A 26,050-nucleotide genomic window follows, 5' to 3' on the forward strand; every position below is an offset into this window, starting at 1 on the left:
ATGGATGACACTTCGAAGTGCCCGTTTTCGGGCGGAAAACCCACGCGCGTGAACCGCGACTGGTGGCCAACCCAGCTCAGCATCGAGATGCTGCACAAGAATTCCGACCTGTCCGATCCGATGGGCAAGGAGTTCGACTATGCCAAGGAGTTCAAGTCGCTCGACCTGAACGCGGTCATCAAGGACCTGACGGCCCTGATGACGGACTCGCAGGAGTGGTGGCCCGCCGACTTCGGCCATTATGGCGGCCTGATGATCCGCATGGCCTGGCACAGCGCGGGCACCTACCGCATCACCGACGGCCGCGGTGGCGCCGGTGCCGGTCAGCAGCGTTTCGCCCCGCTCAACAGCTGGCCCGACAACGCCAATCTCGACAAGGCGCGCCGTCTGCTCTGGCCGATCAAGCAGAAATACGGCCGCAAGATTTCCTGGGCCGATTTGATGGTGCTCGCCGGCAACGTCGCGCTGGAATCGATGGGCTTCAAGACCTTCGGCTTCGCCGGTGGCCGCGCCGATGTCTGGGAGCCGGAAGAGCTCTATTGGGGTCCTGAAGGCACCTGGCTTGGCGATGAGCGCTATAGCGGTGAGCGCCAGCTCGCCGAACCGCTCGGCGCGGTGCAGATGGGTCTCATCTACGTCAATCCGGAAGGCCCGAACGGAAAGCCGGATCCGGTCGCCGCGGCCAAGGACATCCGCGAGACCTTTGCCCGCATGGCGATGAACGACGAGGAAACCGTCGCGCTGATCGCCGGCGGCCACAGCTTCGGCAAGACCCATGGTGCAGGTGATCCCTCGCTGGTCGGTCCGGAGCCGGAGGCCGGCGCGCTGGAGGATCAGGGCCTCGGCTGGAAGAGCAAGCACGCATCGGGCCTGGCTGGCGATTCCATCACCAGCGGTCTCGAGGTGACGTGGACGACGACGCCGACGAAGTGGAGCAACAACTTCTTCGAGAACCTGTTCAAGTACGAATGGGAGCTGACGAAGAGCCCGGGCGGTGCGAACCAGTGGACGGCCAAGGGCGCCGACGCGATCATTCCCGATGCCTTCGACAAGTCGAAGAAGCATCGGCCGACGATGCTGACGACCGACCTCTCGCTGCGCCTCGATCCGGCCTACGAGAAGATCTCGCGTCGCTTCCTGGAGAACCCGGCTCAGTTCGCGGACGCCTTTGCCCGCGCCTGGTTCAAGCTCACCCACCGCGACATGGGCCCGATCCAGCGCTATCTCGGCCCGCTGGTGCCGAAGGAGACGCTGATCTGGCAGGATCCGATTCCGGCCGTGAATCACGAGCTGGTCAGCGATCAGGACATCGCCGCGCTGAAGACCAAGATCCTGGCGTCGGGCCTCTCAGTGTCCGAGCTGGTCTCGACCGCCTGGGCGTCGGCCTCGACGTTCCGCGGCTCGGACAAGCGCGGCGGCGCCAACGGTGCGCGCATCCGTCTTGCCCCGCAGAAGGATTGGGAGGTGAACCAGCCGGCTCAGCTCTCCAAGGTCCTCGGCAAGCTCGAAGCGATCCAGAAGGATTTCAACGCGTCGTCCGGCGCGAAGAAGGTCTCGCTCGCCGACCTGATCGTGCTCGGCGGCACCGCCGGGGTCGAGAAGGCGGCGAAGGATGGCGGCGTCGACGTCAAGGTCGCCTTCACGCCGGGCCGCATGGATGCCTCGCAGGAGCAGACCGACGCGGAGTCCTTCGCACCGCTCGAGCCGCGAGCCGATGGCTTCCGCAACTACATCGGCAAGAAGCATCAGTTCCTGCAGCAGGAAGAAGCTCTCGTCGATCGCGCGCAGCTTCTGAAGCTCACCGGGCCCGAGCTGACGGCGCTGGTCGGCGGCCTACGCGTGCTCGGCGCCAATGCGAACGGTTCGAAGCACGGCGTCCTCACCGCGAAGGTGGGCACGCTCTCCAACGACTTCTTCGTCAACCTGCTCGACATGAGCACGCAGTGGACGCCGGCGGCTGACGGCAGCTACGAGGCCCGCGACCGCAAGACCAACGCGGTGAAGTGGACCGGCACGCGCGCCGACCTCATCTTCGGCGCGCACTCGCAGCTCCGCGCCTTCGCCGAGGTCTATGCCACCTCGGACTCGAAGGAGATGTTCGTGAAGGACTTCGCCAAGGCCTGGACCAAGGTGATGAACCTCGACCGGTACGACATCGCGGCGTGAGCTGTTGCTTCACCTCTCCCGCTTGCGGGAGAGGTCGGTGCGAAGCACCGGGTGAGGGTTCTCTCCACACGGGGCAATCCCGATGTGGAGGCACCCTCTCCCCAACCTTCTCCCGCAAGCGGGAGAGGGGGGCGCATATCGACCGTAGCAGGCACAAACAACACAAACAAAAAGGGCGGCCTTTCGGCCGCCCTTCGTGTTTCTGATGCAGCAGCGACTTACTCGCCGGCCGCCTCGCGCGGGGCCTTCTCGCCCTCGGCGGCCTTCTCCTTGGCCTCGAGGTCCTCGCCGGTGGTCTGGTCGACCACCTTCATCGACAGGCGGGTCTTGCCGCGATCGTCGAAGCCGAGCAGCTTGACCTTGACCTTGTCGCCTTCCTTGACGACGTCGGTGGTCTTCTGCACGCGGCTCGCCGCAAGCTGGCTGATGTGGACGAGGCCGTCCTTGGAGCCGAAGAAGTTCACGAAGGCGCCGAACTCCATCACCTTGACGACGGTGCCGTCATAGATCTGGCCGACTTCCGGCTCGGACGCGATCGACTTGATCCACTTGATCGCAGCCTTCATCGCCTCGCCGTCGCTGGAAGCGACCTTCACGGTGCCGTCGTCCTCGATGTTGACCTTGGCGCCGGTCTTCTCGACGATCTCGCGGATCACCTTGCCGCCGGTGCCGATCACTTCGCGGATCTTGTCGGTCGGGATCTTGAAGGTCTCGATGCGCGGCGCGTATTCGCCGAGCTCGGCGCGGGCCGCGGTGAGCGCCTTGGCCATCTCGCCGAGGATGTGGATGCGCCCGTCCTTGGCCTGGCCAAGCGCGACGCGCATGATCTCCTCGGTGATGCCCTCGATCTTGATGTCCATCTGGAGCGAGGTGATGCCTTGCTCGGTCCCGGCGACCTTGAAGTCCATGTCGCCGAGATGGTCCTCGTCACCGAGGATGTCCGAGAGAACCGCGAAGCGCTTGTCCTCGAGGATCAGGCCCATCGCGATGCCCGCGGTCGGCCGCTTCAGCGGCACGCCGGCATCCATCAGCGCCAGCGAGGCGCCGCAGACCGAAGCCATCGAGGAGGAGCCGTTGGACTCGGTGATCTCCGACACCACGCGCGTGGTGTAGGGGAACTCGTGGTGCGGCGGCAGCACCGGATGGATCGCGCGCCAGGCGAGCTTGCCGTGGCCGATCTCGCGGCGCTTGGTGCCGCCGAGGCGGCCGGTCTCGCCGACCGAGTAGGGCGGGAAGTTGTAGTGCAGCAGGAACGTTTCCTTGTACGTTCCCGACAGCGCGTCGATGTACTGCTCGTCCTCGCCGGTGCCGAGCGTGGTCACGACCATCGCCTGGGTCTCGCCGCGGGTGAACAGCGCCGAGCCGTGAGCGCGGGGCAGCACGCCGACTTCGGCGACGATGTTGCGCACGGTCTTGACGTCGCGGCCGTCGATGCGCTTGCCGGTGTCGAGGATGTTCCAGCGAACGATCTTGGCCTCGAGCTCCTTGAACACGCCGGCGACACGGAGCTTGTCGTATTTCGGCTCCTGCCCTTCCGGGAAGTAGTGGGCCATCACCTTTTCCTTGGCGACGCCGACGGCGGCATAGCGCTCCTGCTTCACGGGAATCGCATAGGCGGCGCGCAGCTCCTGCTCGATCAGGCCGAGCATTTCCTTTTCGATCGCCGAATTGTCGATCACGGTGACTTCGCGCGGCTCCTTCGCGGCCTTCTCGGCGAGGTCGATGATCGCGTTGATGACCGGCTGGAAGTGGCGGTGACCGAACATCACGGCGCCGAGCATCACGTCTTCGTTGAGCTCCTTGGCTTCCGATTCCACCATCAGCACGGCGTCGGCGGTGCCGGCGACGACGAGGTCGAGCTGGGTGTCGACCATCTCGTCGAGCGTCGGGTTGAGAACGAACTCGTCATTGGCAAAGCCGACGCGGGCGGCGCCGATCGGGCCCTTGAAGGGCGCACCGGACAGCGTCAGCGCGGCCGAGGCCGCGACCATCGCCACGATGTCGGGATCGTTCTCCATGTCGTGCGAGAGCACGGTGACGATCACCTGGGTCTCGTTGCGCCAGCCGTCGACGAACAGCGGACGGATCGGACGGTCGATGAGGCGGGAGACCAGCGTCTCCTTCTCGGTCGGACGTCCCTCGCGCTTGAAATAGCCGCCGGGAATGCGGCCCGCGGCGTAGGTCTTCTCCTGGTAGTCGACGGTCAGCGGCAGGAAGTCGACGCCTTCGCGCGGCGCCTTCGCCGCGACGACGGTGGCGAGCACCACGGTCTCGCCATAGGTGGCGATGACGGCGCCGTCGGCCTGACGGGCGATCTTGCCGGTTTCGAGCTTGAGAGGGCGTCCGCCCCAGTCGATCTCGACTGAATGCTTATTGAACATAGAGGTCTTCTTTCATGGGTTCTCGAAAGAAGGGTGGCCCCGAAAAACAAAAACCATGCGCAAGATTGCGGGACGCTGATCGGTGCGATGACCAGCGTCCTGCGATCCTGCCATGGTTTTTGGATTTCGGATGGCGTCCATCCTTTCGGGTCATACGGGCGCCTTGCCCGTTGTGCCCAGCCGCCGGATTGCTGCTGGACTGTCAGTCGGCATGAGCGCGAACACCAAACCGCGGTCTTCGCCCTTCATGCCTCGGATACCAGCCGTCAACGGCTCGCATCCGACGTGCACGCAGCCTCGATCAAAAACCTTTAAGGAAGCGCTTTCGTTCGAAACCACGCGCAAAAACGCGCGCCAGTGGCGCGCGCAGGAACACTTAACGACGAATGTTGTGCTTCTCGAGCAGCGCCTTGTAGCGCGCCTCGTCCTTCTTCTTGAGGTAGTCGAGGAGCGAGCGGCGGGTCGAGACCAGCTTCAAGAGACCGCGGCGCGAATGGTTGTCCTTCACGTGCGTCTTGAAATGGTTGGTGAGGTTGTTGATGCGTTCCGACAGGATCGCGACCTGAACCTCGGGCGAGCCGGTGTCGCCGGCCTTGGTGGCATTCGTCTTGATGACTTCCGCTTTGCGTTCTGCGGCAATCGACATCGTCAATTTCTCTCGTTGCGACCGGGGCTGGCAGTCAGGCCGGTCAGGTTGAACACACGCTTGGGGATGATTTCGCCATTGCCGACTTCAGCAAGCGCCAAAAGACGGCCTGCCACCGTGACATAGACTGTGCCGCTACAAGTGGGCGCATCCCGTCCGCGCAACAAAACGGCCTGGCCCCGATGGAGCCTTGCCGCATCAGCCCGAGTGACGGCCAGTGCCGGGATGTCGTCCAGCGCGGTCTCAACGGGCATAAGCGCGTCGGCGAGGCTGCCCTCGCCGGACGCGGCTCTATGGCACAAAGCCTCCAACTGATCCAGCGGAATCATGTCGTTTTCGCCAAATGGGCCGACCAGGGTCCGCCGCAGCGCGCAGATATGGCCGTAAGTCCCGAGAATCCGGCCCATATCGCGGGCGAGCGCACGGACATAGGTGCCCTTGCCGCACTCGGCCTCGAATACCGCCCTGTCGTTATCCGGTTGATCCACAAGGGATAAATGGTGAATCTCGACCGGGCGGGGGGCCAGCTCCACGACCTCGCCGTCGCGGGCGAGGTCATAGGCGCGCTCGCCCTGGACCTTGATCGCGGAATAGCGCGGCGGGACCTGCTCGATCACCCCGGTGAAGCGGGGCAAGAGCGCCAGGATGGCCTCCCGGGTCGGCCGCTGGTCGGAGGTCGCGGTGACCCGACCCTCGATGTCGTCGGTGTCGCGCTCCTCGCCCCAGCACACGGTGAAGCGGTAGCGCTTGCGGCCGTCCATCACGAAGGGAACCGTCTTGGTGGCTTCGCCGAGCGCGATCGGCAGGCCGCCGGAGGCGAGCGGATCGAGCGTGCCGGCATGGCCGGCGCGCTTGGCGTTGAACAGACGCTTGAGCACGGCAACCGCCTGCGTCGAGGTCATGCCGATCGGCTTGTCGAGCACGACCCAGCCGTGGACGTCGCGGCGGTCGCGGCGCGGCTGGTTGCCCTTCTGCCTGCTCGCGCGCGGATCGTTGTTGACGCGGCGCGGCTCCTGATGCGGCCGGGCATCGCTGCCTGCGTCCGAAAAATTATTTTTCTGCACGTCGCGCTGATCGGCCTGTTCGTCGCCGATCGTGCTGTGAGCCGGGTCCATCGTCATTGCTCTTCTTCCCGATCCGAATCCGGATCCTGTTCCAGGTCCTTCTGCACCGCAGGTGTTCGCAAAAGCTTCTCGATCCGTTCCGCTTCGTCGAATCGTTCGTCGACGCGGAAGCGAATATCAGGTGCAAATTTCAGGTTAACGCGCCGCGCGACCTCGCCGCGCAGGAATTTCTTGTTGCGCTCGAGCGCAGCGATGACGAGCTCGGTGTCGCGGCCACCGAGCGGCATCACGTAGATTGTTGCGAGCTTCAGGTCGGGCGACATCCGTACCTCCGGCACGGTGATGATGTGGCCTTCGAGGTCCGCATCATGCACGTTGCCTTGCGCCAGAATCTCGGCCATCGCATGGCGAACCTGCTCGCCGACGCGCAACTGACGCTGCGAGCCGCCGGGGGCGGAACTCTTCTTCTGATGATGGCGGGGCATGGTTCGAAAATCACCTCGTCATGCGCGTGCATGGGACACGAGCATTGTCATTTGTCCTGTTGAAACGAATGAGGCGTGGATGGCCGGAAAAATCCGGCCATCGCACTCCCGCAATTTCAGCTCAAAAAGATCCGGGCGCTTCGGTAAGATTTGGACTTACAGGGAGCGCTGGATCGTCTCCACGCGATAACACTCGATCACGTCACCGGCGCGCATGTCGTGATAGCTCTCGAAGGCCATGCCGCATTCCTGGCCGGACTGGACTTCCTTCACTTCGTCCTTGAAGCGCTTGAGCGTCGACAGCTTGCCTTCGTGCACGACGACGTTGTCGCGGATCAGGCGCACATTGGCGCCGCGTTCCACGGTGCCGTCGGTGACGCGGCAGCCGGCGACCTTGCCGACCTTGGAGATGTTGAAGATCTCCAGGATCTCGGCATTGCCCAGCATGGTTTCGCGCAGGGTCGGCGCGAGCAGGCCGCTCATCGCCTTCTTCACGTCGTCCACGAGGTCGTAGATGATGTTGTAGTAACGGATCTCGATGCCGTTGCGCTTGGCGGCCGCTGCGGCCTCCTTGTTGGCGCGAACCGAGAAGCCGATGATCGCGGCGTTGAAGCCTTCCGCGAGCGTCACGTCGGATTCCGAGATGCCGCCGACGCCGGCATGCAGGATGCGGGCGGCGACTTCGTCGGTGCCGAGCTTCTCCAGCGAGCCGAGGATCGCTTCCAGCGAGCCCTGCACGTCGGCCTTGACGATCAGCGGGAATTCCTTGCGGCCCGCCGTCTTCAACTGCGACATCATCTGCTCGAGCGAACCGCGCATGCCGGAGATCGAGGCTGCCGCGTTCTCGCGCTTCTGGTGCGCGCGGTAGCTGGTGATCTGGCGGGCGCGGGCTTCGTTCTCGACCACGGCGAGGCGATCGCCGGCCTCCGGCGGACCGTTGAAGCCGAGCACCTCGACCGGCACGGAGGGACCGGCTTCCTGCACGGTTTCGCCCTGATCGGAGATCAGCGCGCGGACGCGGCCCATCTCGGCGCCGGCAACGATGATGTCGCCGACCCGGAGCGTGCCGCGCTGGACCAGCACGGTGGCGACCGGACCACGGCCGCGATCGAGCTTGGCTTCGATCACGGTGCCTTCGGCCGGACGCTCCGAATTGGTCTTCAGGTCGAGGATTTCGGCCTGCAGCGCGATCATCTCGAGCAGCTTGTCGAGATTGGTCTTGTTCTTGGCGGACACCTCGACGTCGACGACTTCGCCGCCGAAGGATTCGACCTGAACCTCGTGCTGGAGCAGCTCGGTGCGCACGCGCTCGGGCTTGGCATCGGGCTTGTCGATCTTGTTGATGGCAACGATGATCGGCACGCCCGCCGCCTTGGCGTGATTGATGGCTTCGACCGTCTGCGGCATCACGCCGTCATCGGCCGCGACCACCAGCACGACGATGTCGGTGACCTTGGCGCCGCGGGCGCGCATCGCCGTGAACGCGGCGTGGCCGGGCGTGTCGATGAAGGTGATCTTCTTGCCGCTCTCGGGCGACAGCACCTGATAGGCGCCGATATGCTGGGTGATGCCGCCGGCTTCGCCGGAGACCACGTTGGCATGACGGAGCGCGTCGAGCAGCGAGGTCTTGCCGTGGTCGACGTGACCCATCACGGTCACCACGGGCGAACGCGTCTCGGTGTCGGTGGAATCGTCGACCTGGTCGAACAGACCTTCTTCGACGTCCGACGCGGCGACGCGCTTGACGGTGTGACCGAGCTCTTCGGCGATCAACTGCGCGGTGTCGGCGTCGATCACGTCGGTGATCTTGTGCATCGCGCCCTGCTTCATCAGCATGCGGATGACGTCGACCGCGCGCTCGGACATGCGGTTGGCGAGTTCCTGGATGGTGATCGCTTCCGGAATGACCACCTCGCGGATGAGCTTTTCCTTCGGCTCGTTGGAGGCATGGCCCTTCAGGCGCTGGGTACGGCGGCGGAACGAGGCGATCGAGCGCTCGCGTACTTCGTCGGCATTGAGAGCGGTCACGACCGTCAGGCGGCCGCGCTCCTTCTGGGGGCCGGGCTTGTGGGTGGGCTTGGGGGCCACCACAGGACGCGCAGCGCCGCCGGGACCGCGACGGACCTGGCGCGGACCATCGTCCTCGTCCGGTCCGGCCGCAACCGCGGGAGCGCGACCCAGCGGGCCGCCTGTCGGCCGTGCGGTGGTCGTTCCGGGGCGTGCGGTCGTTGTTCCCGGGCGTGCCGTGGTGGTGGCGCCGGGACGCGCTGCGGGCGCGCCGGGACGCGGCGCGGGAGCGGCCGGGGCCGCCGCTGCAGTGGGACGGGGAGCGGAGGGCTGTTCGCCTTCGCCAAAACGCTTCTTGGCTTCGGTCTCGGCCTTGCGCTTGGCCTCGTCCTCGTGACGGTGACGCTCTTCTTCGGCCTTGCGGCGGGATTCGGCTGCTTCGCGCTCGGCGCGTTCGGCGGCCTCGCGGACGGCGCGGCGCTGGGCCTCTTCCTCGGCCTGGCGGCGCTCTTCGACTTCGCGCACCTTGGCGTCGGCCAGCGCGCTGGCACGGGCGGAACGCTCGTCCTCGGTCAGGGTGCGCAGCACCACGCCGGAACCGGCATTGCGCGGCGGAGCAGGGGGCGGAGCGGGGCGCGACGGCGCGGGCGCGGCCGGTGCCGGCTTCGCAGCAACCTCAGGCGCGTGCGGCTCAGGGGCGCCGTCGATACGGCGCTTGCCGCGCTTCTCGACCACGACCTGCTTGCTGCGGCCATGGCTGAAGCTCTGGCGCACAGTGCCCGTTTCGACGCGCGGCTTGAGCGATAGCGTCTTGCTCGGAACGCTCAGCTTCTTGTCGCCAGGGGTCTTGGTATCAACCATTCAGTAGTCCTAATCCTGATTTATCAGTGTTGTGCGTTGCCGCACCGTCATATCGGGTCGTCGTTGTCTCTCAGAAATCCTGGCCGTGCTTTTCGGCAGTCTTGTCATCGTCCGCCATCCGGTATCGGACCAGCATCTGGCTACGTGACAGGAATGACCTGCTCGCCGGGCCCGCGAGCAGCGCAGCATGTATCACATTTGACCGGGTCAGTGCCAAATCCAATTCTATCGATTTCAATGCGGTGACGACGGGAATCTGCGGCTTGGCGCCGCGATTTCCGGCATTTTGACGCGCCAGCATGTCCAATTTGCGGATTCCGTCCGCGGCCCCGTCGCTGGCGTGGATCAGGACCTCGACCGTGCCTTCCCTCAGGGCGCTCTCGACCTTGCCGAAGCCGGCCACGATCTGGCCTGCCTTGGCGGCGATCCCAAGGGCTTCCGTGACGCTCCGGACCAGGAGCGCCTCGATATCGGCGGGAAGCGTCGGAGGAATGCGCAGGTCGCGCTTGAAGGCCCTGCTGAAATGGTGACGACGCACGGCTTCCGCAACCGCCTGCCGCGAGGCGGAGATCCACATGCCGCGTCCGGGCAGCTTGCGCTTGAGATCGGGAACTATGTCGCCTTGCGGCGAGACGACGAAGCGGATCAGCTCGTCGATCGGCCGGACCTCGCGACTGACCGCGCACATCCGCATGGTCGCGGACCTTTCGGTCCGCGGGCCATGATCGAGATCGTGGTCAGTGTCTGCGAGCATTCCGGCGACATTCTCCGTTGCCCTTAAGCCGGCTGATCTTCGGTCGCCTCGGCCTCCTCGGCCGGCTTGGCGAGATCGGCCTCGGTGATCCAGCCGGCCTTGACGCGGGCCTGCATGATCATCGCCTCGGCATCGTCACGGGAGATGTCGATGCCGTCGAGCGCACCGGCGTGCTTGGTCGGCTCGCTGCCTTCCTTGCGCTCGGTCCAGCCGACCAGATCGTCGGTGGCGCAGCCGGCGAGGTCGTCGACCGTCTTGATGTCGTTCTCGCCGAACTTCACCAGCATTTTCGAGGTGACGCCGGGCACGTCCTTCAGGGCGTCCTCGACACCGAGCTCCTTGCGCTTGGCCTCGAGCTCGGCTTCCTGCTGCTCGAGATATTCGCGGGCGCGGTTCTGGAGCTCCTGCGCGGTCTCCTCGTCAAAGCCCTCGATGCCGGCGAGTTCCTTGACGTCCACCATGGCGAGTTCCTCGACCGAGGTGAAGCCTTCGGATGCCAGCAACTGGCCGACCACCTCGTCGACGTTGAGCGATTCCATGAAGACGCGGGTGGAGTTCTCGAAGTCGGCCTGGCGGCGCTCCGATTCCTCCTGCTCGGTCAGGATGTCGATGTCCCAGCCGGTGAGCTGCGAGGCCAGACGCACGTTCTGGCCGCGGCGGCCGATCGCCAGCGAGAGCTGGTTGTTGGTGTCGGGCACCACGACCTCGATGCGCTCGCGATCTTCGTCGATGACGACCTTGGAGACTTCCGCCGGCGCCAGCGCGTTGACCACGAAGGTCGCGATGTCGGGCGACCAGGGAATGATGTCGATCTTCTCGCCCTGCAATTCGTTCACCACCGCCTGCACGCGCGAGCCGCGCATGCCGACGCAGGCACCGACCGGATCGACCGAGGAATCCCGGGAAATCACGCCGATTTTCGCGCGCGAGCCCGGGTCGCGGGCCACCGCCTTGATCTCGACGATGCCGTCATAGATCTCCGGCACTTCCTGCGCGAACAGTTTTGCCATGAACTGCGGATGGGTGCGGGAGAGGAAGATCTGCGGGCCTCTCGTCTCGCGGCGGACGTCGAAGATATAGGCGCGGACGCGGTCGCCGTTGCGGAACACTTCGCGCGGCAGCATCTCGTCGCGGCGGATGATGGCTTCGCCACGTCCGAGGTCGACGATCACGCTGCCATATTCGACGCGCTTGACGACGCCGTTGACGATGTCGCCGATGCGGTCCTTGAATTCCTGGTATTGCCGGTCGCGCTCGGCTTCGCGCACCTTCTGCACGATCACCTGCTTGGCCGACTGCGCGGCGATGCGGCCGTATTCCAGCGGCGGCAGGGTGTCGGCGATGGTGTCGCCGACCTGCGCGCCGGGATTGGCGCGCTGCGCATCCACCAGCGAGATCTGGTTGGAGTGGTTTTCGACCTTCTCGACTACCAGCATGTGGCGCGACAGCCGCAGCTCGCCCTTCTTCGGGTCGATCTCGGCATGAACGTCAGTCTCGCTGCCGTAACGTGCGCGCGCCGCCTTGGCGATGGCGTCCTCCATCGCCGCGATGACGATGCCGCGGTCGATCGATTTCTCCCGTGCAACGGCGTCCGCAATCTGGAGCAACTCAAGTCGATTGGCGCTGACTGCCATGGCTAGTCTCCTTCGTCAGGCTCGATCTCGCCGCGCCGCGCGCGTTCGGCGGCAAGGCGATGTTTCTTCGTATTGGTCGGGGCCGGCTTCTTCTTTTTCGGCTTACTGTTCTTGGTGGTCTTCTCGCTGATCTTGACGTGCGGCGCCTGCGGCGGCTCGAGGCCGAGATCGCGGCGCATTTGGCGCTCCTCGGCCTTGCCGCGGCGCATGGATTCCGCGATCAGTTCGTCGGTCAGCACGAGCCGTGCCTCGCCGATATCCTCCATCGTCAGGAGAACGTCGGCATCGTCGCCCGCCTTGACGTCGTCGCGATGCAGATGCACGCGGTCGCCTTCGACGGCGCCGAGCGTGCCGCGGAACCGCTTCCGCCCCTCATGGGCGACCGCCATCTCGATCTTCACCAGATGCCCGGAATAACGCTCGAAATCGGAGCGGCGCACCAGCGGACGGTCGATCCCCGGCGAGGAGATTTCCAGCCGGTAGGCGCGATCGATGGGGTCGGCGACGTCGAGCACGGGTGACAGCGCCCGCGAGATCGCCTCGCAATCCTCGAGCTGCATCGAGCCGTCCGGCCGCTCGGCCATGATCTGCACGGTGCAGCCGGCTTCCCCGGAAATGCGGATCCGCACCAGGCGATAGCCCATGCCCTGGAGCACCGGTGCTGCGACCGCGGACACACGTGCCGCGACGCCCGGCTCGACCACGAGCCTCGGCTCGGCCAGCAACTCGGCATCCGTGGAACCAGTGTTCGGTTCGATCATGGCAGGGGTCAAAGGCGCTCGATGGTTAAGGCTTGGTTACGATTTCAAAGCCCGCTTCGGAACTCTCCCGACGGCTGGTCGGGCCGCATCTTCCGCAAAGCCGCGCTCAGGTAATAAAAAAGAGCGGGTCCTTTCGGGCCCACTCTCACTACGCGGTTCGTATGAGAAGATGAATTGGCGTTGATATAGCCCTTTCCACCCGCCCGGACAAGGCCCATCGCAGGGCGGGGGCGGCTTTTTGGGCCCGATTCGCGGGCCCCCAGCGCAACGCTTCTTTCATCAAGCAGGCCTAGATTCCCTGATTGTGGGGCGGCTTAGACCAAGGGCGCACCCGCGGCGTGCCCTGTTCGAGTTGCGTTTTCATGACCGTTGCCACGTCGCTCATTCCCGGACTGGACGATATCGTCAAACGCGGCGATCCGCGGCGACGCGGCGAGATCGCGCGCGCCATCGCCCAATTGTTCTTCCAGGATGCCGACAAGCTCCGTCCGGAGCTCATCGATCTCTTCGACAATCTCCTGATCGATCTCGTCCCGCATGCCGAGCTTGCCTCGCGTATCGACCTCGCCGAGCGCTTCTCGCGCCTGAACAACGCGCCGCCGCATCTGGTGGGGCAGTTTGCCCGCGAGAACGAAATCATGGTGGCGGGCCCCGTGCTGCGCCGCTCGCCCGTGCTCGACGACGCCGCCCTGATCGAGATCGCGCGGCTGAAGGGCCAGGGCCATCTGCTGGCGATGACGGAGCGCGCTGCCTTGTCGGCTGACATCACCGATGTGCTGGTCGAGCGTGGCGATCGAGACGTGGTGCGTCGCGCCGCGGGCAATGCCGGCGCGGTGTTCTCGCCCGGCAGCTATTCCGAGCTGATCAAGCGCGCGGCGCAGGACGGCGTGCTAACGCTCAAGATCGGCCAGCGCAACGATCTTTCGGGCGAGCACCTGAAAGAACTTCTCGACGGCACGCTCGACGTCATTCGCCGCCGCCTTTCCAGCGTGGTCAATCCCGCGCGCCAGCTTGAGATCAAGCGGGCGATGGCGGCCATCGAGGAGGCCGCGCTGCCGCCGGGCCCGCGCCGCGATTTCTCGGCGGCGCAGCGCACGGTGCTCGCCTTGTATCGCGAGGGCCATCTCGGCGAGAGTGCGCTGCTCGGCTTCGCCAAGGCGCAAAAATACGAGGAATCGATCGCTTCGCTCTCGGCGATGTCCGGCATCCGCCTTTCGATCCTCAGCCGCCTGGTCGCGGGCGACCGTTACGATCCGATTCTGATCCTGGGGCGCGTGCTGAACCTCGGCTGGCCCACGGTGCGCGCGCTGATCCTGCTCTGGTACGGCCCGCACCGCGCGCCGGCCGATGCCGACATCGAGGCCGCACGCATGAACTTCACGCGCCTGATGCCGACGACCGCCGAGCGCGTCGTGAATTTCTGGCGCAACCGGCAGACGATTTAGCTTCGCACTCCGTCATTGCGAGCCAACGGGTCCGCGCGAAGCGCGGCCCGATGACAGGCTCCGCGAAGCTATCCAGAAATCTCTCCGCGGGAGCACTCTGGATTGCTTCGTCGCTTCGCTCCTCGCAATGACGGTTAACCGACCCGCCTGAAGCGCAGATATGCCGCCTTGCGGCCTTCGCGCGCGGCCTTCCGGCCGTAGCGCGTCATGGTGTAGCCCGCCCATGGCTGCCGGAAATCGTCGGCGCGTTCGGCCAGCCAGAGGAAATCCGGCGAGCGCGCAAGATGCGACAGCGTCCAGGCGCAGTAATCGTCGATGTCGCAGACGAAACGGAATTCGCCGCCAGACTTCAGCACGCGCGCCATCGCGGCGATGGTCCGGTCCTGGACGAAACGCCGCTTCCAGTGCCGCCGTTTCGGCCAGGGATCGGGATGGATCAGGTCGATCCGCGACAGCGATGCCTTGGGCAGCCAGGCCAGGAGCTCGGCGGCATCGCCGGCGAACAGGCGGATGTTGCCGATATTGCCGGCCTCGATCTGCGCGAGGATTTTTGCCATGCCGTTGACATAGGGCTCGCAGCCGATGAAGCCGGTCGCGGGAAAGCTCTGCGCTTCGGCCGTGAGATGCTCACCACCGCCGAAGCCGATCTCGAGCCGCACATCGTTTGCCGCGGGATCGAAGATCGCGCACGCATCCGCCGGCGGCTCGCCGTCGATGTCGAGCGCGAGATGCGGCAGCAGCTGATCGATCAGCTCGGCCTGGTGCTGCCTCAGCTTGTGGCCCTTGCGGCGCCCGAAGAAGGCGCGCTCGCTGTCATCGCGATCGGGATCTGACTTGCGCTCGCTCATCGCAGCGTCTGATACAGGCGATGCAGCAGCCGCGCGCGCGGTTCGAGCGACGAGACGTAGAGCTGCTCATAATGTGTGTGTGCGCCCTTGCCGTCGACGCCGAGCCCGTCGAGCGTCGCGGTATGCGCGGCGGTGAAATTGCCGTCCGAGCCGCCGCCGGTGTGGGAGTCGATCAGCTCGAAGCCGATCTCCGTGGCGAGCGTCCTTGCATGCTCGTACAGCGCGGCGCCCGCATTGCTCTTCTCGTAGGGCGGCCGATTGAGCTCGCCCGTGACCTTGACGGTGACGCCCTCGGTCTTCGATGTCAGTCCGAGGATCCTGCCGACGAATTCTTCAGCGTCGGCAAAGCTCGGCACGCGCAGGTCGACTTCGGCATGAGCTTCTTCCGGCGTCACGTTCGGACGCGTGCCGCCGTGCACCACGCCGACATTGACGGTGACGCCGTGCTTCAGATCGTTCATCCCTTCCAGCGTCTGGATGACGTTGGCGAGCTCGCGGATCGCGCTGCGGCCGTCCTGGGGCCGCGTGCCGGCATGCGCGGGCACGCCGGTGATGAAGACTTCAAATCGTCCGACGCCCTTGCGGCCGGTGACGATCTTGCCGCCGTCGCGCGCCGGCTCCGTCACCAGCACGTATTTGGCCTTGCGTCCTTCCTTCTCGATCAGCGCACGCGAGGTGGGGCTGCCGATCTCCTCGTCGGAGGTGAACATGTGGGTGATGCCGAGCGGCGAACGATCGCCGGCGGTACAGAGCGCGCGGAAGGCGTGATGTGCGATGTAGGCGCCGCCCTTCATGTCGTAGATGCCGGGGCCGAACGCACTGTCGCCTTCGATCTTGAACGGCAGACGCTCGATGAATCCCATCGGATGAACGGTATCGAGATGGCTGAGGATGAGGATGCCCGGCTCGTCCTGGCCCCAGGCCGAACGCGCGATGAGATGGTCGCCGCAGCCGTCCACCCCGGCGACGCGCTCGAGCGCAACGGGCAGATCGCGATAATGATCCGCGACCAGCGACACCAGCCTGTTGACCTGTGCGGGCGCGTCCGTCGGCGTCTCGATCTCCACCCAGCGGCGGATGCCATCGAGAATGGTTTGGGAATCGAACCAAGTGGGACTGATCATGGATGCATCTGTGCCTTCGAATCGCATCATTGCGCAGAACGCGCATCAAGGCGCGGCCGCAAATGACGACATAGGCCAGATTTGGCGCAGCCTCAAATCGGAATGAGATCGCGCGTCAGCGCTTGTCGGGGCCCTCGCGGGCCGCGATCTGCTCGACGAGATCGACGATCGAGCGCCGCATCTTCGAATCGGTGATTCGCGTGAACGCCTTGGTCAGCGCGAGACCTTCGGACGTCGCGAGGAAGTCGGACACATACGAGGGCGAAGCGCCTTCGCTGAAGCCGTCCGGCCCGGCAACGCCGCTCGGGCCGCCCTCGAACAGGAACGACACCGGCACCTGCAGGATCTCGGCGATCTGCTGGATGCGGCTCGCTCCGACGCGGTTCGTGCCCTTCTCGTACTTCTGAATCTGCTGGAAAGTCAGGCCCAAAGCTTCACCGAGCTTTTCCTGACTCATGCCCAACATGATGCGGCGCATGCGCACGCGGCTGCCGACATATTTGTCAACAGGGTTGGGCGCTTTCGACATTTCCTCAGCCTCCAAACACCACCTTCAGCGCAATCAGCGAGATGCCTCAGGTGCCAGCATCGTCAAATCAAACCCTGTTATTGGGAAACATTGCGGAGAAATTTAGCAATGCCCACTGTCTTTTGCAGCGGATGCAGAATGAGGAGGCTGTGTGCAGTCTGTCAACCGTGGGACTACGGTTGTCAAAGGATTCCGGTCGCTGCGCTGGCGAGGGCGGGATCAGGGGTACCGTTTGGCAACACGTCGCCGTACCGCCACAATCACACCCAACGCGACGAGCATGGCTGCGGGGATGTCGCCGACCCTCGCATAGATGGTCGGCGGGATTGCGGCGGGCAGACTTGCATCCAAAATGCCTTCGACCCCGAGACCGAGGCTGGCGATGGTTCGTCCCATCGGATCGATCACTGCGGAGACGCCGGTATTGGCGGAGCGGACCAGCGGCAATCCAAGCTCGATCGCGCGCATCCGCGCCTGCTCCAGATGCTGATAGGGTCCGGTCGAGATGCCGAACCAGCCGTCATTGGTGAGGTTCACGATCCAGCCCGGACGTTCGTCGCGGCCAGCCACTTCGCCGGGAAAGATCGCTTCGTAGCAGATCAGCGGTAGCGCGGGCGGCGCGCCGGGCACCGGCAGTGCATGCCGCACGGTGCCCGGAATGAAGCCGCCGCGCACACGTGTCAGTTGCTCGAAACCGAGCTTCTCCATCAGGTTCTGGTACGGAAGGAATTCGCCGAACGGCACCAGATGCAGCTTGTCGTACACCGCGAGCACGCTGCCGTCGTGATCGATCGTGTAGATCGAATTGTAGGCGCGGGTGATCGGCGTACCCCGCGGCAGATCGGGTGCGCGGACCGAACCCGTGATCAGCACCGTGCCCTTCGGCAGAAGCTCGGCGATTTGCGCCATCGCGTCGGGTTCGCGCGTGAGGAAGAAGGGAAAGGCGGACTCCGGCCAGATCAGGATGGTGGCATCGCGCACGCCGGTCGACTGGGGTCCGGAGGCGCGGTCCGACAGGGCGAGGTATTTCTTCATCACCTCCGCCTTGGCGGCGTAGTTGAATTTCGCGTCCTGCTGGAGGTTCGGCTGCATCAGACGCAGCTTGGCGCCCGCGACCATCGTGGTCGGATGCAGCGACAGCCGGATCGCGCCGAAGATGCCCATGACGATCAGAAGCGCGATGGCTGCGGCCGGGGCGCGCCACGCCAGGCGGCGATCGGGCGTGCGGTCGATCAGTGTCGCCGGGCTCGCGAAGATCGCAACCGTCAGGAATGTCATGCCCCACAGGCCGATCAGCGAAGCCGTCTGCGCCAGCGGCAGCGGCTCCGACAGCGCATAGCCAAACGCGTTCCAGGGAAAGCCGGTCAACGCGTGACCGCGCAGCCATTCGCTGATGGTGAGGCTTGCGGCGAGCGCGAGCACGCGCGTGGCGTTCTTGGTCCAGAGCAGGCGGGCGAGCGCAAAGCCGATCGCCGTGAAGATCGAGAGATAGGCGGGCAGGCCCAGCACGGCGAACGGTGTCAGCCAGGCGAACACATCGGCTTCGACGAAGAAGGCGTAGCCGATCCAGTAGAGGCCGGGCACGAAATAGCCGAGCCCGAACCAGTAGCCGGTCAACGCCGCGGCGGGAACGCCGCCATATCGTCCGCCGGCGCCGTCGATCAGCCAGACCAGCACCGGAAAAGTGACGAACAGCACCGGAAAGGCGTTGAACGGCGCCAGCGCCAGCACCGACAGCGCGCCGCACAACATCGCGATGAGAGCGCGCTTCCACCCCCAGGTCAGAATAATGGCAAGCGCAATCTGCCGAAGTCGCTGGAATGGGCTCACTGCGGGCCGGCCCCGTCGCTTGGCGGCGGGGTCTGCGTGTCACTGGCCGGCGGCTGACCGCTCTCCGGCGTAGCCTCGCGGCGTCGGCTCTCGCGCTGGGGGCGCGGCGCCGGGCGTTCCTTCCGCGTCGAGATGCGCAGCCGCTTGACGCGGCGCGGATCGGCATCGAGCACCTCGACCTCGTAATTGCCGGGGCCCGAGATCACTTCGCCGCGCACCGGCAGGCGCCCGACGAAGCTGACGAGATAGCCGCCCAGCGTCTGCACTTCCTCGCCGGCCTCGCCGGTGACGAAGTCCTCGCCGATCACCGAGCGGACGTCGTCCAGGCTGGCGCGGGCATCGGCGATGAAGGCGTTGTCGGGCAGGCGCACGATCGAGGGCGGCTCGTCGCTGTCGTGCTCGTCGTCGATCTCGCCGACGATCTGCTCGACGATATCCTCGAGCGAAACCAGCCCGTCGCTGCCGCCATATTCGTCGACAACCAGTGCGAGGTGAATGCGCGTGGCCTGCATCTGCGCGAGCAGGTCGATCGCCCGCATCGAGGGCGGCACGTAGAGCAGCTTGCGGATGATGCGCGCATCCTCCAGCGGCAGCGCGAGATCGACGGCGCGCAGGTCGAGCCCGGCCGGCAGCGGCTTCTTGCGCTTGGTCTTCGCAGCCTCGGACACGCGCGCACGCGCGGTCATGAAGGCGAGCAGGTCGCGGATGTGGACGATGCCGACGGGATCGTCGAGCGTCTCGTTGTAGACGACGAGGCGCGAATGGCCCGCGCTCTCGAAGCGGTCCATCAATTCGCCGAGCGGAATGTCGCGCTTCACCGCGACGATATCGGCGCGGTGAACCATGACGTCGGCGATGCGGCGCTCGTGCAGGCCGAGGATGTTGCGCAGCATGGTGCGCTCGACCGCCGAGAAGCCGGTATCGTCAGGCGTCGTCGCATCGAGCACGACCTGGAGGTCGTCGCGCACCGATCCGGCCTTCCAGCCGAACAGCGTGCGGATGGCGCGCAGCAGCCAGCCTTCCGCGGTCGGGCGCATCACCTCGCCGGGCGCCACCACGGCCGGCAAATTGGCTGTGTTGCGCGGATTGTCGTGAATTGGGTCGGAATCCGGCATCTCAATGCGTTCCCGCGCGGTCGGCATAGGGATCGGGAATGCCGAGATGGGCGAGGATCTGCGTTTCCAGCGCTTCCATCTCCTCGGCGTCGTCGTCGTTCTCGTGGTCGTAGCCGATCAGGTGCAGGAAACCGTGCACCGCGAGATGACTCAAATGGTGGTCGAACGGTTTGTGTTCCTCGTCGGCCTCGCGCCGCATGGTCTCGTAGGCGATCGCGATGTCGCCGAGCATGCGCGGCGCATCGCCCGGCTTCCATTCGCCCTCCGGCTGGAGCGCGGGAAACGACAGCACGTTGGTCGGCTTGTCGATGCCGCGCCAGTTGCTGTTGAGGGTGCGGATGCCGGCGTCATCGGTCAGCATCACGGCCACTTCTGCGTCGGCGACGTCTTCGTCGACGCTCTCGGCGGCGGCGGCAACCGCGCGCTGGATCACGGCTTCGGAGTCGGGCTCACGCTGCCAGCAATCGGCGACGACGAGGACCTCGGTCATGGGAAGGTTCGGGTGTGACATTGTGTTGTCTGGGACGAGAGGGCGCGGCGTCCGCGCTCCTGGGGTCCGGCTGTGCCTCGTCAGGATTTACCGGCGGCCGGCCGCTGCGGCGAACCTTCGTAGGCGGCGACGATCCGCGCCACGAGTTCATGGCGAATCACGTCCTCGGCTTTGAAATGAACCTGGGCAATGCCCTCGACGCCGTCCAGGAGGCGGGTCGCTTCGGCCAGACCCGAGGTCTGGCCGTTCGGCAGGTCGATCTGCGAGGGATCGCCGGTCACGATCATGCGGCTGTTCTCGCCGAGACGGGTCAGGAACATCTTCATCTGCATCGACGTGGTGTTCTGCGCCTCGTCCAGGATGATGGCGGCGTTGGTGAGCGTGCGGCCGCGCATGAAGGCGAGCGGCGCGATCTCGATCTCGCCGGTCTGGAGCGCGCGCTCGACGATGCGCGCATCCATGAGGTCATAGAGCGCGTCGTAGATCGGGCGCAGATAGGGATCGACCTTCTCGCGGAGATCGCCGGGCAGGAAGCCGAGCCGCTCGCCGGCCTCCACCGCCGGACGCGACAGGATGATCTTGTCGACTTCCTTGCGCTCGAACAGTTGTGCGGCATGCGCGACCGCGAGCCAGGTCTTGCCGGTGCCGGCGGGGCCGATGCCGAACACCAGCTCGTGGCGCTTCAATGCGCGGATATAGGAGTCCTGCGCGGCGGTGCGCGCGCGCACCGGGCGTTTGCGCAGGTTGATGCTGTCGAAGGTCGACTTCGCCGACTTGGCGTCGAACTCGAACAGCGAGCCCTGCGCGATCACGGCGCGGATCGCGCCTTCGACCTCGCCCTGGTCGAGATCCTGTCCCTTCACCGCCTGGGCGTAGAGCATCTCCAGCACGCGGCGTGCGGCGTCGCAGCCGTCGCGCGTGCCGCCGATGGTGATGTGGTTGCCCTTGGAGTCCACGACGACGCCGAGGCGTCGCTCGATCTGGGCGAGGTTCTGGCCATAGGGGCCGACCAGTGCGGATGCGGCGCGGTTGTCGTCGAAGTCGATGACGACCTGGGTCTCGGGCGGAACTTGCATGTCGCGGTCAAATTTGCGGCTGGGAGCGAACGAAGACGAATCCGATGCGCTTTTGGGCAAGGGTTCAGGCTCCAGTGGCGATTTGCGATAAAGCGGGCTCGCGCGCGACGCGGGGCGTCACGAGCTCGCCGAGGAAACTGTAGCGCTCGAGGCTGTCGATCCGGACCGGCAGGATCTGTCCGATGATGTCGGGCGAGGCCATGACATGTGCAGGCTGGAGGTAAGCGGTGCGGCCGACGATCTGACCATCCTTGCGCGCCGGCCGCTCGAACAGCACGTCGACCGTTGAGCCAACCGCAGCCTTGTTGAAGGCCGATTGCTGGCTGTCGATCAGTTCCTGGAGCCGCTCCAATCGCTGGTCCATTTCGGCGGGGGACACCGTCTCCTGCATGTCCGCGGCCGGCGTTCCCGGCCGGGCGGAGTATTTGAACGAATATGCGGCAGCGTATCCGATTTGCGTGACAAGCGCGAGGGTGGCGAGAAAATCTTGCTCGCTCTCACCGGGGAAGCCCACGATAAAATCTGATGAAAAAGCAATGTCTTGGCGCGCGGTGCGGAAACGATCGACGACACGCCGGTAATCATCGGCGGTATGTTTCCGGTTCATGGCCGCGAGAATCCGGTCCGAGCCCGACTGCACCGGCAGGTGCACGAACGGCATCAGGGCTTCGAGATCGCGATGGGCCACGATCAAACTGTCATCGACGTCGCGCGGATGGCTGGTCGAATAGCGCAGCCGCGCGATGCCGGGAATCGCCGCCAGATGTTCGAGCAATCGGCCCAGCGGCCAGCTCGTCCCGTCCGGTCCGTCGCCATGATAGGCGTTGACGTTCTGCCCGATCAGCGTGAGCTCGCGCACGCCGTTGTCGGCGAGCCGCTTCACGTCGTCGACGATTTTTGCCACCGGGCGCGAGACTTCGGCGCCGCGCGTGTAGGGCACGACGCAGAAGGTGCAGAACTTGTCGCAGCCTTCCTGCACCGTGACGAAGGCGGAGATGCCGCGCGCGCGGATCGCGTCGGGCTTGGGCTGGGCCAGGAAGCCGAACTTGTCGGCCGCGGGAAACTCAGTCTCGATCGCGCGGCCTTCGGCGTCGGCGCGCTTCAGCAGCGCGGGCAGATGGTGATAGCTCTGCGGGCCGACCACGACGTCGACGACGGGCGCGCGGCGCACGATCTCCTCGCCCTCGGCCTGCGCCACGCAGCCCGCGACCGCGATTTGCATCGCGCGGCCCTCGCGCGCCGCCTCGTCCTTGGCGACGCGCAGCCGGCCGAGCTCGGAATAGACCTTTTCCGAGGCCTTCTCGCGGATGTGGCAGGTGTTGAGGATGACGAGGTCGGCGTCCTCGGCGTTGGCCGTCTCCACGAATCCTTCCGGTGCCAGCGTGTCCACCATGCGCTGGGCATCGTAGACGTTCATCTGGCAGCCATATGATTTGATGTGCAGCTTGCGCGGCGGCGTCATGGAACCCGGAATGGTGATGGAGGACGGCCCTCAGATATAGGCTGGAGGGGCGAAAATCCAGCGATAGCGACCCCAACGAGGTCATTCCGGGGCGCTCGCAAAGCGAGCGATCCCGGAATCCAGAGGTTTTGGCGCGAGATTCCGGGTTCACGCGCTGTGCGCGTGCCCCGGAATGACGGCAATCAGCCGAAACTCAGCCTGCCAGGGCGTCCGTCTCGACCCGCCGGACCAGGTCCGGCAGCTGATGCATGTCGGCAAAGGTCAGGTCGGCGCCGGCCTGGCGCAGGGTCTCGGCATGGCCGTTCCCGCAATGACTGCCGCCGCAGAAGCCGAACACGGTCATGCCGGCCGCCCGCGCGCCGGCAATGCCGGCCAGGCTGTCCTCGATCACGACGCAGCGCTCCGGCGGCACGCCCATTTCCTTCGCCGCGAACAGGAACAGGTCCGGCGCCGGCTTGCCGTTCTTCACCTGCGAGGCCGAAAAAATGTTCGGCGCCAGGCGCTCATAGAGCCCCGTGCTTCCGAGGCTCACGCGCATGCGCTGGTGCGAACCGCTCGAAGCGACGCAGACGCGCTGGGTCACGACATCGAGCACGTCATGGATGCCGCGGATCGCTTCGAGGTCGGCTTCGAACGAGCGGAACAGCTCGTCCTGCAAGTCGCCGTGATAGGCGTCGGGCAGCTTGCGACCGAGCTCGGTCTCGATCTCCAGATTGGCCTGCCGCGTCGAGCGGCCGAGAAAGCGCTCGAATACCTGATCCGATGTGATCGGATAGCCGTGCCGCGTCAGCACATCCGCATGCGCGCGACAGGAGATCACCTCGCTGTCCACGAGCACGCCGTCGCAGTCGAAAATGATGAGATCTACTGGCACCAAATCAGGACGTCGGCTTGTCGTCGTCGAGCGGGACGCAATAGAGCTCGAGCCGGTGATCGACCAGCTTGTAGCCGAGCTTGCGGGCGATCTCCGCCTGGAGTTTCTCGATCTCCTCGGAGGTGAACTCGATCACCTTGCCGTCGCGCAGGTTGATGAGGTGGTCGTGATGGCTGTCGCGCATCGTCTCGTAACGTGCGCGGCCCTCGCGGAAATCGTGGCGTTCGATGATACCGGCATCCTCGAACAGCTTCACGGTCCGGTAGACCGTCGAGATCGAGATCTTGTCGTCGACGGCGACGCAGCGCCGGTACAGTTCCTCGACATCGGGATGATCGACCGATTCCGCCAGCACGCGGGCGATGACGCGGCGCTGCTCGGTCATGCGCATGCCGGTGGCGGCACAGCGTGCCTCGATGCCGGTCGCCTTGGATGCGGAGGAAGGTTTAAGTCCAGTCATAGGGTGTCCGCCTGAGGGGGCGCTTTCTGCCATCAATGTTACGACAAGTCACGTCGCATCAGAAGGGCGTTCAATTGTTCCCCGTCCGGCTGCTTATAGTAGCGTTCGCGGCGTCCGACCACCATGAATCCGGCCCGGTCGTAGAGCCGCCGTGCGGGTTGATTATTTTCCTCGACTTCGAGAAATATTGTGCGCACGCCGCGCCCTGCGAGGTGGCCGAGATGGGTCATCAGCAGCGTGCGGGAGAGGCCACGTCCGCGATGGGCCTGGTCGACCGCGATCGAGAGGATTTCCGCTTCGTCCGCGCCGATCCGCGAGACCGCAAAGCCGATCGTCTTGTGGCCGAGGCGCAACCGGTGCACGAGCGTGTTGCGCTCACTGAGCATGCTCTCGAACTCGCTTTCGCCCCAGCCGCGCGCGAAGGAGGCGCCGTGAAGCTGCGCCAGCCGCGCGGCATCGCGCACGGAAGCAGGCTCGACGGCGGCAGTGCCGGCGCGCCACCATCCCGACAACCATCCCATCATGCGCTTGCGGCTCGTGTTGCGAGCGGCGGCAGTGCGGCCGGCTTTGCATCGGGCGCGCGCAGATAGAACGGCCGCGCCGGATTCGTCTCGGGGTCGGCGGCCGCGCCGAGCCACGCGACCCAGCCGATGTCGGGCGCGGGCTGCGCGTCGACCGCAACGGGTTGCGGCGCATCCTTCGGCCAGCGCGCGGCGAGGATATTTGCGGCATTGCCGACCAGATGCGGTGCGCCGAATTGCGAAGCCGCGATCGCCTCGTCGATGCCGGCGACGTTCGGCCGCACCAGCTGGCTACCGTCGCCGGCGACGATCTGGAAATAGACGTGATCGTGCCGCGCATCGATCGCCGAAATCACCGGCGCCGTTCCGCTCTGGCCGACAATGGCAGCGGCATAGGCCGACAGCGTCGTCAGCCCGACGGCCGGTCGCTTCGCCGCGAGCGCAAGTCCCCGCGCCGCCGAAATGCCGACGCGCAGGCCCGTGAAGCTTCCCGGGCCGACCGTGACCGCGATGCGGTCGAGCGAGGTGAAAGCGAGATTGGCGGAATGCATCACGCGCGCGATCATCGGCATCAGCGCTTCGGCATGACCGCGCTTCATGAGCAGCTGCTCCTGCGCAAGCAGCTGGCCCGCGTCGGTATCGAGCACCGCGGCCGCGCACGCCTCCAGCGCAGTATCGATGGCAAGGATCAGCATGGAAGTGCGAATGGCGAGTGGCGAATAGCGAACAGTCTAGCCGATCGGAATGCCATTCGCCATTCGCTGCTCACCATTCGCCCACCGCTCACATCGGCCGGACTTCGACCACGTCCGGGACGAAATGCTTCAGCAGGTTCTGGATACCGTGCTGGAGCGTCGCGGTCGATGACGGGCAGCCGGAGCAGGCGCCCTTCATATTGAGATAGACGATGCCGTCCTTGAAGCCGCGGAAGGTGATGTCGCCGCCGTCATTGGCGACCGCCGGCCGCACCCGGGTCTCGATCAGGTCCTTGATCATATCGACCGTCTCGGCATCCGCCTCGTCGAAGAACTCGTCCTCGTCGTCGAGATCGACATCGCCTTGCGCCGTGCCGTCGGCGAGCAGCGGCGCGCCGGACATGTAGTGCTCCATGATGGCGCCGAGGATCGCGGGCTTGAGCTGCTGCCATTCACCGCTCGCCTTGGTCACGGTGATGAAATCCGATCCGTAGAACACGCCGGTGACGCCGGGCACCTCGAACAGCTTTTCGGCCAGCGGCGAGCGGCCTGCGGCTTCGCGGCTCGCAAACTCCATCGGGCTGCCGTCGACCACGACGCGGCCGGGAATGAACTTCAGCGTGGCAGGATTGGGGGTGGCTTCGGTTTGAATGAACATGGTTTTCTCCAGACGTCGCCGGTTCAAGGCCGGCGCGTGCTCTATCCACTAGCAGATGGCGACGGGGAACGCACGGTCAAGGGGTGAGGCGGGCGTTTCGTTGTTATATCAGCGGGTTAGGTGCTAACTTCTCCCTCTCCCCGCTTGCGGGGAGAGGGTTGGGG

General features: G+C 65.5%; 23 protein-coding genes. 2 read left to right on the forward strand and 21 right to left on the reverse strand.

Going from position 1 to position 26,050, the window contains the following annotated elements:
* Positions 1-2,166 carry a catalase/peroxidase HPI gene (katG, locus tag GPL20_RS30625; protein WP_157334748.1) on the forward strand — a complete coding sequence of 722 codons (2,166 nt, stop codon included), beginning with the start codon at positions 1-3 and terminating at the stop codon, positions 2,164-2,166.
* A 218-nt stretch (positions 2,167-2,384) separates the two neighbouring features.
* Here katG and pnp read toward each other — a convergent pair whose 3' ends face one another.
* The 8 genes from pnp to rimP form a co-directional block, all read right to left on the reverse strand.
* Entirely contained in the window at positions 2,385-4,547 is a 2,163-nt protein-coding gene (gene pnp / locus GPL20_RS30630) for a polyribonucleotide nucleotidyltransferase (protein ID WP_157334750.1), read from the reverse strand.
* 376 nt (positions 4,548-4,923) lie between these two features.
* Positions 4,924-5,193 (reverse strand): 30S ribosomal protein S15, encoded by a 270-nt coding sequence (gene rpsO, locus GPL20_RS30635; RefSeq protein ID WP_008540131.1) that lies wholly within the window; start codon positions 5,191-5,193, stop codon positions 4,924-4,926.
* Positions 5,194-5,195: 2 nt separating this feature from the next.
* Complete coding sequence (gene truB, locus GPL20_RS30640; protein ID WP_157334752.1) at positions 5,196-6,314, reverse strand: tRNA pseudouridine(55) synthase TruB; 1,119 nt, start codon at positions 6,312-6,314, stop codon at positions 5,196-5,198.
* Positions 6,311-6,742 (reverse strand): 30S ribosome-binding factor RbfA, encoded by a 432-nt coding sequence (rbfA, locus tag GPL20_RS30645; protein ID WP_157334754.1) that lies wholly within the window; start codon positions 6,740-6,742, stop codon positions 6,311-6,313. The genes truB and rbfA overlap by 4 nt, the downstream gene beginning before the upstream one ends.
* 156 nt (positions 6,743-6,898) lie before the next feature.
* A complete protein-coding gene (gene infB, locus GPL20_RS30650) occupies positions 6,899-9,610 on the reverse strand; it encodes a translation initiation factor IF-2 (protein WP_157334756.1) in 2,712 nt (903 codons plus the stop codon).
* A gap of 70 nt (positions 9,611-9,680) precedes the next feature.
* Positions 9,681-10,364 (reverse strand): RNA-binding protein, encoded by a 684-nt coding sequence (locus tag GPL20_RS30655; RefSeq protein ID WP_157334758.1) that lies wholly within the window; start codon positions 10,362-10,364, stop codon positions 9,681-9,683.
* 23 nt (positions 10,365-10,387) lie between these two features.
* Positions 10,388-11,998, reverse strand: coding sequence for a transcription termination factor NusA (gene nusA, locus GPL20_RS30660; RefSeq protein WP_157334760.1), 1,611 nt, complete (start codon positions 11,996-11,998; stop codon positions 10,388-10,390).
* A gap of 2 nt (positions 11,999-12,000) precedes the next feature.
* Positions 12,001-12,759, reverse strand: a complete 759-nt coding sequence (gene rimP / locus GPL20_RS30665) for a ribosome maturation factor RimP (protein WP_157334762.1) — start codon at positions 12,757-12,759, stop codon at positions 12,001-12,003.
* 362 nt (positions 12,760-13,121) lie between these two features.
* Between rimP and GPL20_RS30670 the strand changes: the two genes are divergently transcribed.
* Positions 13,122-14,204 carry a DUF2336 domain-containing protein gene (locus GPL20_RS30670; protein ID WP_157334764.1) on the forward strand — a complete coding sequence of 361 codons (1,083 nt, stop codon included), beginning with the start codon at positions 13,122-13,124 and terminating at the stop codon, positions 14,202-14,204.
* 134 nt (positions 14,205-14,338) lie between these two features.
* Here the strand turns inward: GPL20_RS30670 and trmB are convergent, their stop codons facing one another.
* The 13 genes from trmB to GPL20_RS30735 all read right to left on the reverse strand — a co-directional run bounded on the left by trmB (position 14,339) and on the right by GPL20_RS30735 (position 25,886).
* Positions 14,339-15,052, reverse strand: coding sequence for a tRNA (guanosine(46)-N7)-methyltransferase TrmB (gene trmB / locus GPL20_RS30675; protein WP_157334766.1), 714 nt, complete (start codon positions 15,050-15,052; stop codon positions 14,339-14,341).
* Positions 15,049-16,206 carry a M20 family metallopeptidase gene (locus tag GPL20_RS30680; protein WP_157334769.1) on the reverse strand — a complete coding sequence of 386 codons (1,158 nt, stop codon included), beginning with the start codon at positions 16,204-16,206 and terminating at the stop codon, positions 15,049-15,051. Before GPL20_RS30680 ends, trmB begins: the two co-directional genes overlap by 4 nt.
* A gap of 85 nt (positions 16,207-16,291) precedes the next feature.
* Positions 16,292-16,705, reverse strand: a complete 414-nt coding sequence (locus GPL20_RS30685; RefSeq protein WP_157334771.1) for a helix-turn-helix domain-containing protein — start codon at positions 16,703-16,705, stop codon at positions 16,292-16,294.
* 219 nt (positions 16,706-16,924) lie between these two features.
* Entirely contained in the window at positions 16,925-18,535 is a 1,611-nt protein-coding gene (lnt, locus tag GPL20_RS30690; RefSeq protein WP_254126117.1) for an apolipoprotein N-acyltransferase, read from the reverse strand.
* Entirely contained in the window at positions 18,532-19,650 is a 1,119-nt protein-coding gene (locus tag GPL20_RS30695; protein ID WP_167533294.1) for a hemolysin family protein, read from the reverse strand. Before GPL20_RS30695 ends, lnt begins: the two co-directional genes overlap by 4 nt.
* A gap of 1 nt (position 19,651) precedes the next feature.
* Positions 19,652-20,140, reverse strand: a complete 489-nt coding sequence (ybeY, locus tag GPL20_RS30700; RefSeq protein WP_373568286.1) for an rRNA maturation RNase YbeY — start codon at positions 20,138-20,140, stop codon at positions 19,652-19,654.
* Between the two features lie 80 nt (positions 20,141-20,220).
* Positions 20,221-21,216, reverse strand: a complete 996-nt coding sequence (locus GPL20_RS30705; RefSeq protein WP_157334783.1) for a PhoH family protein — start codon at positions 21,214-21,216, stop codon at positions 20,221-20,223.
* 64 nt (positions 21,217-21,280) lie between these two features.
* A complete protein-coding gene (miaB, locus tag GPL20_RS30710; RefSeq protein WP_157334785.1) occupies positions 21,281-22,678 on the reverse strand; it encodes a tRNA (N6-isopentenyl adenosine(37)-C2)-methylthiotransferase MiaB in 1,398 nt (465 codons plus the stop codon).
* A gap of 193 nt (positions 22,679-22,871) precedes the next feature.
* Positions 22,872-23,552 carry an HAD family hydrolase gene (locus GPL20_RS30715; protein ID WP_254126115.1) on the reverse strand — a complete coding sequence of 227 codons (681 nt, stop codon included), beginning with the start codon at positions 23,550-23,552 and terminating at the stop codon, positions 22,872-22,874.
* Between the two features lie 4 nt (positions 23,553-23,556).
* Positions 23,557-24,012 (reverse strand): Fur family transcriptional regulator, encoded by a 456-nt coding sequence (locus tag GPL20_RS30720; protein ID WP_028150589.1) that lies wholly within the window; start codon positions 24,010-24,012, stop codon positions 23,557-23,559.
* Between the two features lie 38 nt (positions 24,013-24,050).
* Positions 24,051-24,536: a ribosomal protein S18-alanine N-acetyltransferase gene (gene rimI / locus GPL20_RS30725; RefSeq protein ID WP_157334788.1), complete on the reverse strand. Its 486-nt coding sequence runs from the start codon at positions 24,534-24,536 to the stop codon at positions 24,051-24,053.
* Positions 24,533-25,228: a tRNA (adenosine(37)-N6)-threonylcarbamoyltransferase complex dimerization subunit type 1 TsaB gene (gene tsaB / locus GPL20_RS30730; protein WP_157334790.1), complete on the reverse strand. Its 696-nt coding sequence runs from the start codon at positions 25,226-25,228 to the stop codon at positions 24,533-24,535. Before tsaB ends, rimI begins: the two co-directional genes overlap by 4 nt.
* Before the next feature lie 88 nt (positions 25,229-25,316).
* Entirely contained in the window at positions 25,317-25,886 is a 570-nt protein-coding gene (locus GPL20_RS30735) for a NifU family protein (protein WP_157334792.1), read from the reverse strand.
* Positions 25,887-26,050: the final 164 nt, after the last annotated feature.

Source organism: Bradyrhizobium cajani, from assembly GCF_009759665.1.
In the GTDB taxonomy this organism is placed as follows: domain Bacteria; phylum Pseudomonadota; class Alphaproteobacteria; order Rhizobiales; family Xanthobacteraceae; genus Bradyrhizobium; species Bradyrhizobium cajani.